The organism is Campylobacter sp. (assembly GCF_052170435.1).
GTDB lineage: Bacteria > Campylobacterota > Campylobacteria > Campylobacterales > Campylobacteraceae > Campylobacter_A.
This window is the reverse complement of the sequence record NZ_JBQNAN010000009.1, coordinates 1-14,484: the sequence shown is the minus strand read 5'-3', so window position 1 is coordinate 14,484 and position 14,484 is coordinate 1. Positions and strand designations below refer to the sequence as shown.

14 protein-coding genes and 1 pseudogene are annotated in these 14,484 nt (G+C 48.8%); 5 read left to right on the top strand and 10 right to left on the bottom strand.

The window, feature by feature from the left end; genetic code table 11:
• Nucleotides 1-44: 44 nt before the first annotated feature.
• From ACTTJF_RS05145 to ACTTJF_RS05130, 4 genes are all read left to right on the top strand, one after another.
• Nucleotides 45-917, top strand: coding sequence for a menaquinone biosynthesis family protein (locus ACTTJF_RS05145; RefSeq protein WP_442551046.1), 873 nt, complete (start codon nt 45-47; stop codon nt 915-917).
• The gene (gene fliQ, locus ACTTJF_RS05140; protein ID WP_002953589.1) at nt 917-1,183 is read left to right on the top strand and encodes a flagellar biosynthesis protein FliQ; all 267 of its coding nucleotides are present in this window, start codon (nt 917-919) and stop codon (nt 1,181-1,183) included. The genes ACTTJF_RS05145 and fliQ overlap by 1 nt, the downstream gene beginning before the upstream one ends.
• A complete protein-coding gene (locus ACTTJF_RS05135) occupies nt 1,180-1,965 on the top strand; it encodes a UDP-N-acetylmuramate dehydrogenase (protein ID WP_442551045.1) in 786 nt (261 codons plus the stop codon). Before fliQ ends, ACTTJF_RS05135 begins: the two co-directional genes overlap by 4 nt.
• 612 nt (nt 1,966-2,577) lie before the next feature.
• Entirely contained in the window at nt 2,578-3,021 is a 444-nt protein-coding gene (locus ACTTJF_RS05130; RefSeq protein ID WP_442551044.1) for a hypothetical protein, read from the top strand.
• A 146-nt stretch (nt 3,022-3,167) separates the two neighbouring features.
• Here the strand turns inward: ACTTJF_RS05130 and ACTTJF_RS05125 are convergent, their stop codons facing one another.
• The 8 genes from ACTTJF_RS05125 to ACTTJF_RS05090 all read right to left on the bottom strand — a co-directional run bounded on the left by ACTTJF_RS05125 (nt 3,168) and on the right by ACTTJF_RS05090 (nt 10,355).
• Complete coding sequence (locus tag ACTTJF_RS05125) at nt 3,168-3,620, bottom strand: hypothetical protein (protein ID WP_442551043.1); 453 nt, start codon at nt 3,618-3,620, stop codon at nt 3,168-3,170.
• A gap of 181 nt (nt 3,621-3,801) precedes the next feature.
• Complete coding sequence (locus ACTTJF_RS05120; protein WP_442551042.1) at nt 3,802-5,178, bottom strand: phosphatase PAP2/dual specificity phosphatase family protein; 1,377 nt, start codon at nt 5,176-5,178, stop codon at nt 3,802-3,804.
• 505 nt (nt 5,179-5,683) lie between these two features.
• The gene (locus ACTTJF_RS05115; protein ID WP_442551041.1) at nt 5,684-7,720 is read right to left on the bottom strand and encodes a bifunctional alpha/beta hydrolase/class I SAM-dependent methyltransferase; all 2,037 of its coding nucleotides are present in this window, start codon (nt 7,718-7,720) and stop codon (nt 5,684-5,686) included.
• A 38-nt stretch (nt 7,721-7,758) separates the two neighbouring features.
• The gene (locus ACTTJF_RS05110; RefSeq protein ID WP_442551040.1) at nt 7,759-8,313 is read right to left on the bottom strand and encodes a DUF1287 domain-containing protein; all 555 of its coding nucleotides are present in this window, start codon (nt 8,311-8,313) and stop codon (nt 7,759-7,761) included.
• A gap of 7 nt (nt 8,314-8,320) precedes the next feature.
• The gene (locus ACTTJF_RS05105) at nt 8,321-9,250 is read right to left on the bottom strand and encodes a phosphatidate cytidylyltransferase (RefSeq protein ID WP_442551039.1); all 930 of its coding nucleotides are present in this window, start codon (nt 9,248-9,250) and stop codon (nt 8,321-8,323) included.
• 1 nt (nt 9,251) lies between these two features.
• Nucleotides 9,252-9,608, bottom strand: coding sequence for a hypothetical protein (locus ACTTJF_RS05100; RefSeq protein WP_442551038.1), 357 nt, complete (start codon nt 9,606-9,608; stop codon nt 9,252-9,254).
• Entirely contained in the window at nt 9,589-10,227 is a 639-nt protein-coding gene (locus ACTTJF_RS05095; RefSeq protein WP_442551037.1) for a lysophospholipid acyltransferase family protein, read from the bottom strand. The genes ACTTJF_RS05100 and ACTTJF_RS05095 overlap by 20 nt, the downstream gene beginning before the upstream one ends.
• Nucleotides 10,224-10,355 carry a hypothetical protein gene (locus ACTTJF_RS05090; protein ID WP_442551036.1) on the bottom strand — a complete coding sequence of 44 codons (132 nt, stop codon included), beginning with the start codon at nt 10,353-10,355 and terminating at the stop codon, nt 10,224-10,226. The genes ACTTJF_RS05095 and ACTTJF_RS05090 overlap by 4 nt, the downstream gene beginning before the upstream one ends.
• Before the next feature lie 607 nt (nt 10,356-10,962).
• Here ACTTJF_RS05090 and hcp point away from each other — a divergent pair.
• A complete protein-coding gene (gene hcp, locus ACTTJF_RS05085) occupies nt 10,963-12,291 on the top strand; it encodes a hydroxylamine reductase (protein ID WP_442551035.1) in 1,329 nt (442 codons plus the stop codon).
• Nucleotides 12,292-12,943: 652 nt separating this feature from the next.
• Here hcp and ACTTJF_RS05080 read toward each other — a convergent pair.
• Nucleotides 12,944-13,540 (bottom strand): CDP-alcohol phosphatidyltransferase family protein, encoded by a 597-nt coding sequence (locus ACTTJF_RS05080; RefSeq protein ID WP_442551034.1) that lies wholly within the window; start codon nt 13,538-13,540, stop codon nt 12,944-12,946.
• A gap of 22 nt (nt 13,541-13,562) precedes the next feature.
• A pseudogene (locus ACTTJF_RS05075) lies at nt 13,563-14,297 on the bottom strand (IS1595 family transposase).
• Nucleotides 14,298-14,484: the final 187 nt, after the last annotated feature.

Genomic DNA, 14,484 nt, shown 5'->3' with positions numbered 1-14,484 from the left:
TTTAGCCGCGCGCGAAATTTAAAGCGGAGCAAAAAGGATAAAATTTGAAGATTTTTAAGCATATAAACGTCGCTCACTCGCCCGACGCCGACGATATTTTTATGTATAAGGCGATTGATTTCGGCTGGGTGAGCTCCAAAAATCTAAAATTTAGCGCAACCGCGCTTGATATCCAGACGCTAAACGACGAGGCGCTAAAGGGCACATATGAGGCCACGGCGATTAGCTTCGCGCTATATCCGCTTATCTGCGAGGAATACGCGCTTTTGCGCACGGCGGTGAGCTTCGGCGAGGGCTACGGCCCAAAGCTCGTTAAGAAAAAGGGCGCGGTTTTAAAGCGAAATTTCAAAGTCGCGCTCAGCGGCAAACACACGACAAATGCCCTGCTTTTTCGCATGGCATACCCGCAGGCGCGCATAGTTTATAAAAACTTTCTGCAGATTGAGGGCGCGGTCTTAAGCGGCGAAGTGGACGCGGGCGTGCTGATACACGAGAGCATTTTGGACTTTTCGGACGAGCTTTGCGTGGAGCGCGAGATCTGGGATATCTGGAGCGAGCTAGCGGGCGAAAATCTGCCGCTGCCGCTGGGAGGCATGGCGGTTCGCCGCAGCCTGCCGATAACGGACGCCATCGAGTGCGAGCGCGTGCTAACGGAGGGCGTGCGTATCGCCACTGCGCATAAGCCCTTTTTGTCGCATATGCTCATGGAGCGAAATTTGATCCGCGTCGATAAAGAAAAGCTAAAAACCTACCTAAATCTCTACGCAAACGATAGCTCCGTCTCGATGAACGAAACGCAGCTAAAGGCGGTAAATAGGCTCTTTTCGCTTGGCTACGAGCGCGGATTTTATCCGCTGCCTATCGATGCGAAAAACTACCTAGTGCCGACCGAGTACAACGATATAAGGTTTAGCTAATGCAATCAACGCTCATAGAACTCGGCATCGAAACATTTAAGATCGCGCTTTATCTAAGCTTCCCGATGCTGCTGGCGGGCCTATCGGCGGGCCTTATCATCAGTATATTTCAGGCTACGACGCAGATAAACGAGATGACGCTAAGCTTCGTGCCAAAGATCATCCTCGTCGTCGTCGTGATTATATTTTTGATGCCGTGGATGGTCTCGATGATGGTCGATTTTACTACGCGTATGATAGAGTTTATCCCGAATTTCGTGCAATGACGCAGCTTATAGACTTTTCCAAATTTAGCTCGGTGCGAGTGGGCGGCGTGCACGAGGTGGCGGTGCTAGAAAGCATTGAGGACGCTCTAAAGCCTGGATTTGCCGGCCGCGTGATGATAGGCGGCGCAAATAACCTACTAGTCTCGCCAAACCCGCCCTCGATGATGATGCTAGGCGGCGCGTTTGATTATACAAATTTAAGCGGCGACGTGCTTAGTATCGGTGCTGCGACGAAGTCGGGCAAAATTTACAACTTCGCCAAAAAGCATAATATCGGCGGATTTGAGTTTTTGCAAAATATCCCTGGCACGCTTGGCGGACTAATAAAAATGAACGCGGGACTTTGCGGCGTTAGTATCAGCGACGACCTGCTCGCGGTGCGGCTGGGACGCGGCTGGGTAGAGCGCGAGAGGATAAGCTTTAGCTACCGCAAAAGCGGGATAGATGAGCCGATTTTGGGCGCCGAGTTTAAAATTTCGCGCGAATTTGACGTAGCGCTCGCCGCCGATTTTGCCGCCAAGCGCGCAAATCAACCAAAGGGCGCTAGCTTTGGCAGCTGTTTCGTAAATCCACCGGGCGACTACGCGGGCAGACTAATCGAAGCGGTGGGGCTAAAGGGCTACGCGATAGGCGGGGCTAAATTTAGCGAGCAGCACGCAAATTTCATCGTAAATTTTAACGCCGCGAGCTTTGCAGATGTGACGGGACTCATAAATTTAGCCCGCGAGCGCGTTTTGGAGAAATTCGGCATAGAGCTAAAAACCGAAGTGGTCGTGATTTAGGTTAAAAACATAGCAAACAGGCTAAATGCTTAAGATTACTCGCAAGGAGGGCCTTATGAAAAAGTTAGCTTTAACCTTGTTTTAGCATTTTGTTACCTGTCGGTAGCACAGGCCGGACCGAATCACAACGACGGCCTGGCCGCAAAATCAAAAGGCCAGTGGAAGGACGCGGAGAACTACTTTAAGCTAGGCTGCTATAAAGAAAAGGTTGATTCTTCTTGCAAGGAGCTTGGGCAGCTTTATGAGTTTGGCAAGGGTTCCGACGTCAAAAAAGACTCCGGCCTCGCAAAGCAGGCCTATGAAAAGTGCTGCGAGATATCGTTCGGCAAGAGAAGCAACTGCTGCGACAAAGTAAAAGACAAAACGACAGTAAGCGCTGAAAAAGGTTGCGAAAATAACAACGCGGCGACTTGTATAGATTACGCTTACGAAAAACAAGACGTCAAATACTACCAAAAAGCTTGCGATCTGGGTTCAAATTTAGGATGCCTATGGACGGGGTATTCGTACACCGAGGGCAAAAACGGAGCCGAGCACGATCCTAAAAAGGGCTTTGAGATATTTTCAAAACTTTGCGATAGCGGCTACGACGACGGTTGTAAATTTGTAGCGATGGGTTATAGAGACGGCAAAGGCGTAGAGAAAAATATAGACAAAGCTATCGAAATCCTAAGCGAAATTTGCCAAGGCGAAAGGTTTGACGGGTGCGCGAAGCTGGGCGAAATCTACCAAGACGATACCTACGGCAAAAAAGACGAAGCAAAAGCGTACGAGTACTATCTCCTGGCCTTCACGAAAAAAGAGCATGAAGCCTCCGGAAAATACGTAAAAGATAAAGACAACGCCGCAAAAGCTTGCGAAGCAAAGATCGCTCTCGGATGCGAATACGCAGGATCTGCGCACTATCAAGAAAAGCAGTTTGCCAAAGCTACGGAGTATTTTGACAAGGGCCTTGCCTGTTTGCGGGCTACACCTACTACATGCCGCCGGCTGCAAGCGGAGTCGCAAAAGATCTTGAAAAGGCCAAAATTTACTTCAAAAAAGGCTGCGATCTAGGCTCGGATCAGTGCTGCAGCACTCTAGAAAATATCAAATAAACCTCGGGCGCAAATTTAACCGTTTGCGCCTAAATTTATCTTTTAAACCCCATAAATCTACGGATTGCGGAAGTTAAATTTTACGCTCAAATTCGGCTACTAAACCTAGCCCAAATAGTAGCTCGCTAAAGCCGCGACGATGGCGATGAGAGTAAGCGCGGCCGTTAATTTATATAGCCGCAAAGCTCCCGCGCAGCGACTTTTCATATCGCGGATTTTGGGCGGCTTGCTAGCTAAATTTAGCTCCGTAAGCGCCGCGTCAAATTTGCCGCAATCAAGCCTCCCCTCCGCAAAATCTCTAAAAATCAGCGCATCAAAATGCAGCCTAACGTGCAGATAAAACAAAACCGCAAAAGCCGCCAAAAAGCCCGCAATGACGGCAAAATGCGTAAAAATCGTAAGACAGACGGCAAGCTGAAGTAAATTTAACAAGAAAAATAGCCTATGCGTCGCCAAAAACCTAGCCGTAACCAGCGCCAAGCCTCTATCGTCCATACTTTGGCGGCATTCCTGCTCCTCGCCTTGCGCCGATTTTTCGTTTTGCTCCGCATTCGTCATTTTCTCTCCTCATTTTGGACATTTGCCTTTGGCTAAATTCCCGTTTGTTTTCACCGAGAATTTTGAAATGCCGCTTGTATTTAGCCAGCAGATTTTTTAAATTTGATCCCCCAAACCGGACTTGATGAAATTTAGCCTGCGCCTATTTCGCGCTTAAATTTGCCGCTTCTTTACTTCGCTTTCAAATTTCGCGGGCTTCTGCGGCTAGCCGCGCTATCTGATCGCGCAGCGAGCTAGCGACCGCGATCTTTTCGCGGCGAGATTTTAGCAAATTTAGCGCCTCGTCAAATCCTAGTCCCGCGTAAATCACCAGCCAAGCAAGCAGCACCGACGCGCTCCTACCGTAGCCCAGCGCGCAGCACACCAGCACCTTTTTATCGTTTGCTTCGGCACTAAAATTTGATCCTAGCTCCGCCGTCCTTTGCGGTAAATTTTCGCCGCCGCAAAGAGCCCTTTTTACGAGCCGCTCAAGCTCATCCGCGCCGCGTTTTAGCTCGTCCGTGCTCGGCGTTATCATATCTAGCATAGCTAGGCTCGCATAAATTTGAGCGCCGCCAGGCCGCTCAAACTCAGCCGCGAGATCTAGCACCGCGTCAAATTTGCCCGCCTCCTTAACCGAGCCTAGATAAAGTCCGGGCAAAATTTCGTCTAAAAGCCGGCGTCCGCGCAGCCAAAAAAGTGCATTTAACCGCGCGACGCAAAGATACGGGAAAAGTAAAGCTTTAGCCGCGGCGGCGTGACGGCCTTGACCGTTTTTAGCAAAAACTCCAGCGCCTAAAAACGCGTAACCGCAAGCAACCAGCGCAAAACTAAGGCTCACCCAAGATAACCACAGCATCCACGCGCCCCAAATTTTAGCTCCCAAAATCGCCGCAAAAAGCGTCAAAAACGCAAGCCCCAGATATAGCGCCGCCCATTTGTAGCGCGAGAACTCCCTAGCCATGGCAAATCTAAGCGGCGCGCCATCGAGCGGGCAAATCAGTAACACCAAGCAGCCCGCGGCTAGCCCCGTAGGAATGTCGATAAAATGGTGCTGATACGTGGTCAGCACGCTAAGGCCGATGAGCGCAAACCACGCGACAAGCGCCGCCTTGAGCCAAACCGCGCGCGCCTTGCGAAGGTAAAATGCGCCCACCACGACGCAAAGTATGATGTGCAGCGACGGAGCTTGATTAAACGGGAGGTCAAAAGCGGCGAGGCTTGAGAACAAAAAGCCGCTAAAGCCCGAAACCACGGGCTTCTCCCACGACATTTGCAGAGGAAAAGCGATAAAAAACAGCGTCGCGATCATCTGAGCGACTAGCAGCTGCGTAACGTAGCGCGCGAGCTCCCCGGCGTCACGGCAGAGGAAAAATCCAAGCGCGTAGAGCAAATTTAGCGACCAGTACGGCACGATGCTCCACGCCCAAAACGGCACTGCGCGCTCCCACGCGAAATAGATCTCGGGCACGTTTGCGCGAGCGCTCGCGAGGGCGTTCGTGGCGCCGTAGCTAGCGTAAAATATCGCCGCAACGACGACTAGCGCGACCAGCTGCGATAAAAACGATTTTATTTTCATTTTTGCCTTTTTTGCTAATTCTATCAAATTTTAGCGGGTTTGCACTTTTACGGCTTAATCGCCCGAGATCGCTCGCTTGACGTAAATTTGTAAATTTTACTCGCCGAGACCTGCATCTTGAAAATACCAAATTTGGTTTTGTCAAATTTAAAATTCTCTAAAATTTTTAGTTTTTCTTTTTCTTGGGAGGCGGAAGGGGTTTCTACTTACGAAGCGTCGCCCCTTCCGCCCCCAAACCCCCACCAACCCCACTGCACGTTAGAGGTGGCGACATGGCTTTGCTCTACGAGCAAAGCGTCGCAAATTTAAACTTAGCATTTTTGCGGTGCGGGTCTCGGCGAGCAAAATTTGACTTCAAATTTGAACATAAAAAGTTAAGGCGAAGTATTTTGAGATGGATTTGAATGTTGCAAAGCAATTTTCGACCGAAGATAGAACATTTGGTTCATCGAGGGAGAAAATTTCTAGCTCATTCAAAGACGCTCAAAAGACAAGCCGCTAAAGGCTAAATTTTAACAGCCAAACTCACGCTAAATATCCCATCCCCATCTATCCACTCTTTTACTTTCTTAAATCCCGCATTTGCCACGAGCTGATCCATCTCGGCCTGGCTGCGGCGGCGCATGATCCACGCGGCGCCCTGCCTGTGGCTGGATAGAGCGCGCGCGATCATCTCAAGCTGCGGGTGCCACGGCTGATTGGTGTAGATGAGGTAGCCGCCACTTCTTACGCTGCTTGAAAAGCCTTGCAGCGCGGTGCGCACGACCGAGTTATCCGGAAAGAGCTCAAATAGCCCCGACACGACGCCAAGCGTATATGCGCCCTGCAAGCCATCGTAGCTAGCGGCGTCAAAGGCGTTTGCCTGCGTAAAGCTCGCGATGTCCTCTAGCCCGCGCTCCTTTATCATTTCGCTACCGGCTTTTACGTTTATGTCGCTGTAGTCGCGCAGCGTTATGCGCTCAAATTTATGCCCCTGCGCGGCGTCTAGTATGTATCTGCCGTGACCCGAGGCGATGTCGAGCAGTCGTAGCGGCTCGCCTCGCTCCTGTAGCTTTGCTACTGCTTGATCGATAGCTAGCTTGATATTTCGTTTGCGCTCTCTGATACCGCGCCAGCCGATAGCGTTTAGGTAAAATTTGTCGATGAATTTAAAAAATTTATTCGCCCCTTGCGGCTCGTTTCGGTAAACGTAGTCAAGCGTACTGCCGCTATCGTAGCCGGTATTTTCGCCGATCTTTAGTCCGCCGACCCACGGCGAAACCGCCTGCATAAATATCCGCTGAAATTTAAACCGCAAATTTTTCAGGCTAAATCTCGGCAGCGGCGTAGCCAGCCTATCGGCCTCCTCGCGGCTAAAGCCGTATTCGTCCGCATGCGTGCAGTCCACCTCGCTAAAAGGCGCGCTAAAGCGCTCGCCGACAAACTCGCGCACTATCCTAAACGCCCTCTCTTGCTCGCTCTCGCCCAGCGTATCGTGGTAAAATCCCTCTAAAACCTCGCGCCTTTTTACGCGTGCGCCAAGAGCGTTGTAAAACTCGTGCTGCGGGGCGTGCTCCACGACCCAATCATCGCCCGAGATCAGTAGCAGCGTAGGCGTCGTGATCGCGGCAGCGTCAGAAACCACGCGCTGCGCCGCTTCGTAAAGCCCAAGCAATATGCGCACCGAGATCGCGCGAGTGATGAGCGAGTCGGCGTCGTAGCTAGCCTGGCGCTGTTTGTCGTGCGTGAGATAGTGCGCCTTGACGTAGCTGTTTACGAAAAAATTTCCGCGCGAGGAGTAGAGAGCCTTTAGCCCGGCTCTAGCAAACGGTACGTAAAGCTTCACGCTAAACGCGGGACTAGCTAGCACCGCGCAGCGAACGCGCGGAGCGTAGTCGTGCAGCCACGCAGAGACCAGCACGGCGCCCACGCTTTGAGCTATCACGGCTAGATTTTGCGTATCAAAGCCAAATCTCTGCTCGATGTGTGCCACAAACTCGTCCACGTCGGCGATGAGACGACCGATACTAGGCGCGTCGCCCCGCTCGCCATCGCTTTTGCCGTGTCCGCGCTGATCCCAGGCAAAATAGCTAAAACTATCATCCGCTAGCCCGTCGGCTACGTGCGTCGTCCTGCCCGAGTGCTCGTGTCCGCGGTGAAATATCGCTACGGCTTTGGCATTTGGCGCGGCTTTAAATTTGAGATTTTGCTCGGCGTTTTCGCCAGGCGTCTTGCTCAAATTTGACGCGCCGCATTTGCTAGCTTCGCTTAAATTTGAGTCCGAATTTTCGCCGCCGTTTGGTAAATTTTGCTCGCCAGATTTACCTTCGCCGCTTAAATTTAGCTCCGCATTTTCATCCGCGCGGCGCGCTTGCTCGCTAGCCAAATTTGACGTTTTGTTTGCGGCCTCGGCGCTCAAATTTGACCCGTCAAATTTACTATCCGAACCCAAATTTACTTCGCGATCGCTCGGGTTTTCGCACGCTACGTCGTCAGCAAGGCGGTATCTGTAAAATATCCTCGCCCCGTCGCTGGTTATAAAATAGCTCTCTTTAAACTCCATTTTTCGCCTTTCTCGCTTAAATTTATCGATTTTTCTACTTATTTTATCCTAAAGTGCCCCGTTATCTCGTAACCCTTTAGCACGTCCTCCTCCTGCGCGCCAAGCCCGATGTTGTGGATCACGAGCGGGGTTTTGCTAGCGGCAAATTTATCCGAAACTATACCGATGTGCGGCCTGCCGTTATCCAGCCGCCACGTCACGATATCGCCGGCTTTAAACTCGCCTTTCGCCTCGTAGCCCTTGCGTTTTAGATAGGTCGCGATGTTTGGCACGCGGCGATGATCGATGTTTTTGTCGGTCTTTTTCGCGCCCCAGTTTTTTGGATAGGCGCTAAAATTTGCGCCCATGTCCTCGTGGATGAGTCGCTGCAGATCGATATCCTGTCCGCGCAGCGCTCTAACGACGACGTCGGTGCAAACGCCTTTTATCATATCCACGTCGCCCATCGGATAGGCTAGCCTCTCGTACGAAGGATCGTAAAACAGCGTCTGCCCGACCTGAGCTCTAGCGTCTTGCACGAGCTTTTCGGCCGAAAATGCAAAGGCAAAATTTGCCGCGAGTGCTAAAAGTAAAATTTTGCTCCAAACTTTCATCAAAACCTCACGCGTAAAAATATCTAACTATGTGAAAAAATATCGGCGCCGCAAAGCACAGCGAGTCCATACGGTCAAGCATCCCGCCGTGCCCGCTGATCATATAGCCCCAGTCCTTGACGCCCAGATCGCGCTTGATCGCAGACATAACGAGCCCTCCTAAAAAGCCCATCATACAAACGGCAAGCCCGATGAAAAACGCCCCTACCGCACCAAAAGGCGTGAGATGATGCAGGCACGCAGCCAGCACGCTAGCGCTAAGAACCCCGCCCGCAAAACCGACCACAGTTTTAGACGGACTGATGCTAGGAGCGATCTTGCGCTTGCCAAAAAGCTTGCCCCAGATATACTGCAGCACGTCGCTAGCCTGCACGACCAGAATCAAAAACAGCATCAGCTCCATGCTATTACCGCGCTCAAGATCCAGCAAAAGAAGCGCGGGGATATGCGAGATACAAAACACGCAGATCATCAGCGCCCACTGGATCTTCGTCGAGCGCTCTAAAAAATATGCCGCATCGCCGCAAATAGCCGCCAAAATCGGCAAAAACAAAAATCCGTAAACCGGGATAAATATCATCGCCATCGCGTACCAATCAGCATAGATAAATATATACTGTACCGGCAAAATCACGTAAAAACACGCCACGAGCGCGATGTGATCGCCCCTGCGGATGTAGATGAGCGACAAAAACTCGCGCAATGCGGCAAAAGATACTAGCAAAAACAAAAATATCACGGCGTTTTTGCCCATATACGTAAACGAAAAAATCACCAAAATCATCGCCCACCAGGCGTTTATGCGCGAGGTTAAATTTGCAATGGTTTTGTTCTCGGCGCCAAATTTTGCCTTTAGCATAAATGCAATGGCGCTAGATACGACCAGCACCGCGATGAGTCCTAAAAATAGATTTAAGATATGATTTTGCGGGTTCATTTTAGTGCCTTTTGGTTAAATTTGAAGCTAAATTTGACGTCTGTTTTGAAGCGCCCGAGCGAGTCAAATTTACGCGCATTTGGTTTGCCCTTCGGATCGCTTGCTTGATTAAATTTGTTAGCGAAAAAAGCTCGCGTTTTGGACTTGCGATTAGGTCAAATTTGATTTGCGGCGAGGCGAGCGTTTTGGCCTGGGCTTTGTTTTTAAATTTGACGCTTTTAGCTGCCGCTTTAGAAGGCTCGCCGTCAAATTTGCCGTAAAAATCGGTCGCAAATCTCCCCGTCTTGCGTGGCGAATTTATAGGACTCAAATTTACCGCCCTCGCCAAAGCCGCCGCGCTATGCTTTCGTTCTATCATTTTGCGTATCGCTCATCGCTAGCAGCGCGTCCTGCGCCTTTTGTAAAAACTCGCCCTTGCCCTCGCCGCCGTAGGTTATCTCCTCGCCCACTATCAGCTCGCAAAGCAGCGGAATGGGTATCATAAAGCCTTTAGGTAGGACGTTGCGCGCATTTTTGATCCATACGGGTACTAGCGGGACGTCAGGACACTGCTGCGCCAGGCGAAATATCCCGCTTTTAAACGGCTGTAGCGCGAGATCGTCGTCCGTCTTGCGCGTGCCTTCGGGAAAGATGATGAGAGAGTGCGTCTGCAGCGCCTCGCTCATTTGCGTTAGCGCCTCTAACGGATCTTTATGACGGCTGATTAGCACCATATTAAACACGTTTTTAGCAAGAAACCTACGCACCGGCCCGCTCTCCCAGTACTCCGCCGCCGCGACGGGGCGCACGCGCTTTCTCGCGCGGTAGGGCAGCGAGACGAAAATCAGCAAAAAATCGCCGTGGCTAGCGTGGTTTGCGTAGTAAATTTTAGAGCCCTCGCCGATATTTAAAAGCTCCTGCGGCGGCCGTACGCCCGTGATAAATATCGTGATGCGGCAAAGGATAAAATCAAGCGCGGCCGCTAAAAACTCTTTCATCTTTCGTCCTTTGTGTTAAATTTGCCTTGTTTGCGCGTCAAATTTGACGAGTAGCGCAGATTTGCGGCGACGCCTGCCTGCGAACAAAGCGGGTTTGAAGCTCTGGATTTTAACTCGCAAATGCTCATGATGCTCCAAATATAAGTTTAAAGAAACTTAGGCAGATTTTAGCTGCGACTCCAACTTGCCGTCTACAAAACCCTTATTGATTTTAAAAATATGATAAATTTCTTTTATAGAAATATCACTTCGATTGTTTTGTATTTTTGCGGTATTATACCCAAAATTCGCATTCTTTAAGCGAAGCAAGCAATCCCATCCTTACGCCTGCTGGTTGCTACGCCTGGGGAAATACCTTTAAATTTGCCAACCTATGTTTATTGATCGTTTTGCGCGGCAACTAGTTGCCTCCACAGCCCGCCGATCTGCCGCAACCACCCAGATTTAGTAGAGCCGTCAAGATTGTAGTCGCGCCATAGCGTTGGCTCGTTTGCTGAGCGATTTTACTACCCGAGCATAGTGCGCCGATCGCGATTTTGTAGTTGGAATTTTAAAATTTGACTCAAAATTGCACAACGCCCCGGCCCCGCAAGAACTCAAATTTGACTTGTAAAATTTAAATTCTCATTTTATAAATAATTTTGATAAATTTTCGCCGTTTCTTGACGGCGATCAAGTCGTTATTATAAATAAAATCTTAAAATCTTCAACTAATTTTTTTATAAAGGATTTTCTATGAGTTACAATCAAGAGATGTTCTGTCATCAGTGTCAAATGAGCGCGCCCGAAGGCTGCGGCGCCAAGGGCCAAGACCGCGGCACCTGCGGCAAAACCTCCACGCTGGCGTTACTTCAAGACACTATGGTTTTCGGGCTTAAGGGCCTTAGCGCCTACCGCCACCACGCGCACGAGCTCGGCGCCGATACTAGCGCGGTCGATACCGTTATGGCAGACACGCTGTATTTCACGCTGACGAACTCAAATTTTAACTTTGACGAGCATATCGCGCAGCTGATGGCCGTCGGAAGCGCGGGCGTGCAGATGATGGATATCTTAAGCGAGGCGCATACCGCAAAATTCGGCGTACCGACCCCGGTTAAAGTTAGCCAAAACAAGGTCGAGGGCAAGGCGATTTTGGTTAGCGGCCACAACCTGCACGCTCTTGAGGCGCTGCTAAAAGCGACCGAGGGCAAGGGCATCAATATCTACACCCACTCCGAGATGCTCCCTGCGCACGGCTATCCGCAACTTCGCAAGTATCCGCATCTAAAGGGCAACGTCGGCAAGGCGTGGTTTGATCAGACCAAGCTTTTTAACGAATTTAAAGGCGCGATTTTGATGACCACCAACTGCATCGTGCCGCTTCGCTCATCCTGTAGCTACGCAGACAGGCTGTTTGGCTACTCTATCGCGGGCACCGACGGCGTCAAGCATATCCAAAACGACGATTTTACGCCGCTCATCGAGTGCGCGCTCGCATGCGGCGACGTGAGCATGGATAGCGACGAGAGCTTGGTGACGGGCGGACACTACAAGACGATTTTGAGCCTTGCGCCGCAAATTTTAGACGCGATCAAATCTGGCAAAATCCGCCGCTTTTTCGTCATCGCCGGCTGCGACGCGCCGGGCAAGGGACGCGAGTATTACCGCGAGCTAGCGCTTAGCCTGCCGAAGGACTGCGTGATTTTGACCTCCAGCTGCGGCAAATTCCGCTTCAACGACGTGGATTTCGGAAACGTACCTGGCACCGAGCTTCCGCGCTATATCGACCTTGGCCAGTGCAACGACAGCAACGGCGCGGTCAAGATCACCCTAGCGCTTAGCGAGGCTACGGGCATCGCCGTAAACGATCTGCCGGTCTCGATCGTGCTGATGTGGATGGAGCAAAAGGCGGTCATCATCCTGCTTGCACTATTTAGCCTAGGCGTTAAGAATATCAACGTGGGCCCTACGGTGCCTGAGTTTTTCAACGACGAAATTTTAGGCTTTTTGGTGCAAAATTTCGGCCTTCGCCTAATCAGCGGCGACGCACAGGCGGATCTGAAATACTTCCTGGGCGAATAACCGTCGCTTGGGCAATCTTTGCGGGCACGTGAACGCCGCATAAAACAGCGCGCAGAATTTCTCGCGATTTCTCTCGCACCCGTAATCCGCTCCCGCTCGCTAAATTTTAAAATTTCGGTGGGCGACAAATTTCGTTTTACAACACGAGTATTACATAGTCTTTGCTTAATAAAAGCGATCTTAACCACCAAACATACACTCAAACGAAAATACCCACTCGCCTTGGCAATGAGATAACTTTAGTAAAAACTGAATTTATAAATTTGATATGCTCGCCAAATTTAGTTTTTTGTACGGTTATCGTAATCCTTGTTTTTTAAATTTGACTAGCTTGCGTCATCCGTAAATTTGGCTATCTTTTTGATAAAGTTTCCCCACGACCATGCTATATTTTTCGGCTATTTTTTAAAGATTTTATCTGCGCATAGATTGAAATTTACTGCTTGCTCACTAACCCCACGCTAGTACTTTATAAAACTTTTAAACCAAATTTGGCCGTACCGTAAACTACGCCAAATGTTATAGCATTGCAGTTGGATATTGTTTTGGGATTTATATCGTTTGATTTATGGGAGTCTAGGCATAAATTTGCAAAAATACGTCATCCTATTTTTGCTTCATTCCTTAAATTTATGCCACGTATTTTATTAAACTAGCTTTTTAAACCCCTTCTTACGCGATTTATGCAGGTAAGCACAAGTAAAAGCGCCACCGCGTAAAGCGTCCAACTAAACCATGAGGGCAGCTGACCAAATACCGCATATATAGTGCCTATAAGCCCGAATACGAATGCGCGATCGCTCTTACCCATAGGTCCATCGTAACGCCTACCGCTACCGTGCACCTGCCCCAGAACACCTAAAAACTCGCTCATAAAGGCCAGAAAAATAACGAGCGAGATAACACCCCAGCCAAAAGGCGCCACAAAAGCAAACGGAATATAAAGAGCGGCATCAGAGATGACGTCGGTAGCTTCGTTTAGATAGCCTCCTAGCGGCGTTTTTTGATTAAATTCGCGGGCCAGCATGCCGTCGATAGCATTTAATGCCATGCGTAAAAACATCCAAATCGGTAGAAGAAAAAATAGAGTGTAGACGTCGGCAAATTTGACTAGTAATGCACCTAGCAAAATAGACAAAACGCAGGCTACTAATGTGACTTGATTTGCCGTGACACCAGCACTGTAAAGAAGTTTTACTAGGGGACGAAGCAGGTTTTGAAATTTGGGTTTTAGCTCGTAAATACTCATGATGCTCCAAATAATTTTAGGCTCAAGATAAGCTAAGCGGATTCTCTCTTATCATCTTTAATAAAATATGATAGAGCTCCTTCGTATCTTTGCTGTTATTATATCTAAATTCACATTCTTTAAGATGAAGTAAGAAATTTTCTTTCTTAATGCCTTTAAATTTAGATAATCTATGTTTGGCATATCCTCAGAAATTCTCAATGCCATTTATATGGTTTTTACCATTTGCAAATTCATTCTTTGAATGTTTTACTCTATAATGAGCTTTGGCTCCGTAATCTACTAATCCATCATAAGCTTTCCAGCAATCAGAATGAATAACACTCTCGTCTAATTCGCTAAATTCCGATAATATCGGTATCAACTCACTAGCAGAGCAGTTTTTAACTATCTGGGTATATACCATACCGTCTCTTTTAAGCATACCGAATACCGGAGTTTTATTTGCTGCTCCTCTACCTCTTTTACCTCTTACTCTTTTGGCTCCGAAGTAATTTCGTCAATCTCAAAGCGAAGCTTCTAGGCGAGCTTGCGAGCTGGAAATTTCACCGCTAAATTTGCTTATATTTTCACACTCTTGAGACATAAGAATTCTGATATTTTTTAGAATTTTGTTGATGGAAATTCTAGAAATCCCGGTTAAATTTGCTATTTTAGTAGCCTCTATATCCTCTGCAAAATACTTGAGAATTTCTCTAAATTTCTTTTCTGAAATTCGGGAATGGATTATATACTTGTTTTTCATCGGCAGGATCATAGTTCTTGTGCTTGCACACTCTTTGAGAAAAACTCCTTTGAAAGTTTTTAACTTATCTTGAGCCTAATTTTAATTTAGTGTTTTCCCTAAAAAATACTTGGATAAAGTTTAATAAAGGAGAGCACCCCATCAATTTACAAAAAAAATACAACAAATTACAAGATAAACAAACCAAAGAATACAGAAC

Coding starts and splice junctions, on each gene's coding strand:
- fliQ (WP_002953589.1), top strand. CDS start 917: ATGCAATCAACGCTCATAGAACTCGGCATCGAAACATTTAAGATCGCG.
- ACTTJF_RS05090 (WP_442551036.1), bottom strand. CDS start 10,355: ATGAGCATTTGCGAGTTAAAATCCAGAGCTTCAAACCCGCTTTGTTCG.
- ACTTJF_RS05110 (WP_442551040.1), bottom strand. CDS start 8,313: ATGAAAGTTTGGAGCAAAATTTTACTTTTAGCACTCGCGGCAAATTTT.
- ACTTJF_RS05125 (WP_442551043.1), bottom strand. CDS start 3,620: ATGACGAATGCGGAGCAAAACGAAAAATCGGCGCAAGGCGAGGAGCAG.
- ACTTJF_RS05095 (WP_442551037.1), bottom strand. CDS start 10,227: ATGAAAGAGTTTTTAGCGGCCGCGCTTGATTTTATCCTTTGCCGCATC.
- ACTTJF_RS05105 (WP_442551039.1), bottom strand. CDS start 9,250: ATGAACCCGCAAAATCATATCTTAAATCTATTTTTAGGACTCATCGCG.
- hcp (WP_442551035.1), top strand. CDS start 10,963: ATGAGTTACAATCAAGAGATGTTCTGTCATCAGTGTCAAATGAGCGCG.
- ACTTJF_RS05115 (WP_442551041.1), bottom strand. CDS start 7,720: ATGGAGTTTAAAGAGAGCTATTTTATAACCAGCGACGGGGCGAGGATA.
- ACTTJF_RS05120 (WP_442551042.1), bottom strand. CDS start 5,178: ATGAAAATAAAATCGTTTTTATCGCAGCTGGTCGCGCTAGTCGTCGTT.
- ACTTJF_RS05135 (WP_442551045.1), top strand. CDS start 1,180: ATGACGCAGCTTATAGACTTTTCCAAATTTAGCTCGGTGCGAGTGGGC.
- ACTTJF_RS05100 (WP_442551038.1), bottom strand. CDS start 9,608: ATGATAGAACGAAAGCATAGCGCGGCGGCTTTGGCGAGGGCGGTAAAT.
- ACTTJF_RS05080 (WP_442551034.1), bottom strand. CDS start 13,540: ATGAGTATTTACGAGCTAAAACCCAAATTTCAAAACCTGCTTCGTCCC.
- ACTTJF_RS05130 (WP_442551044.1), top strand. CDS start 2,578: ATGGGTTATAGAGACGGCAAAGGCGTAGAGAAAAATATAGACAAAGCT.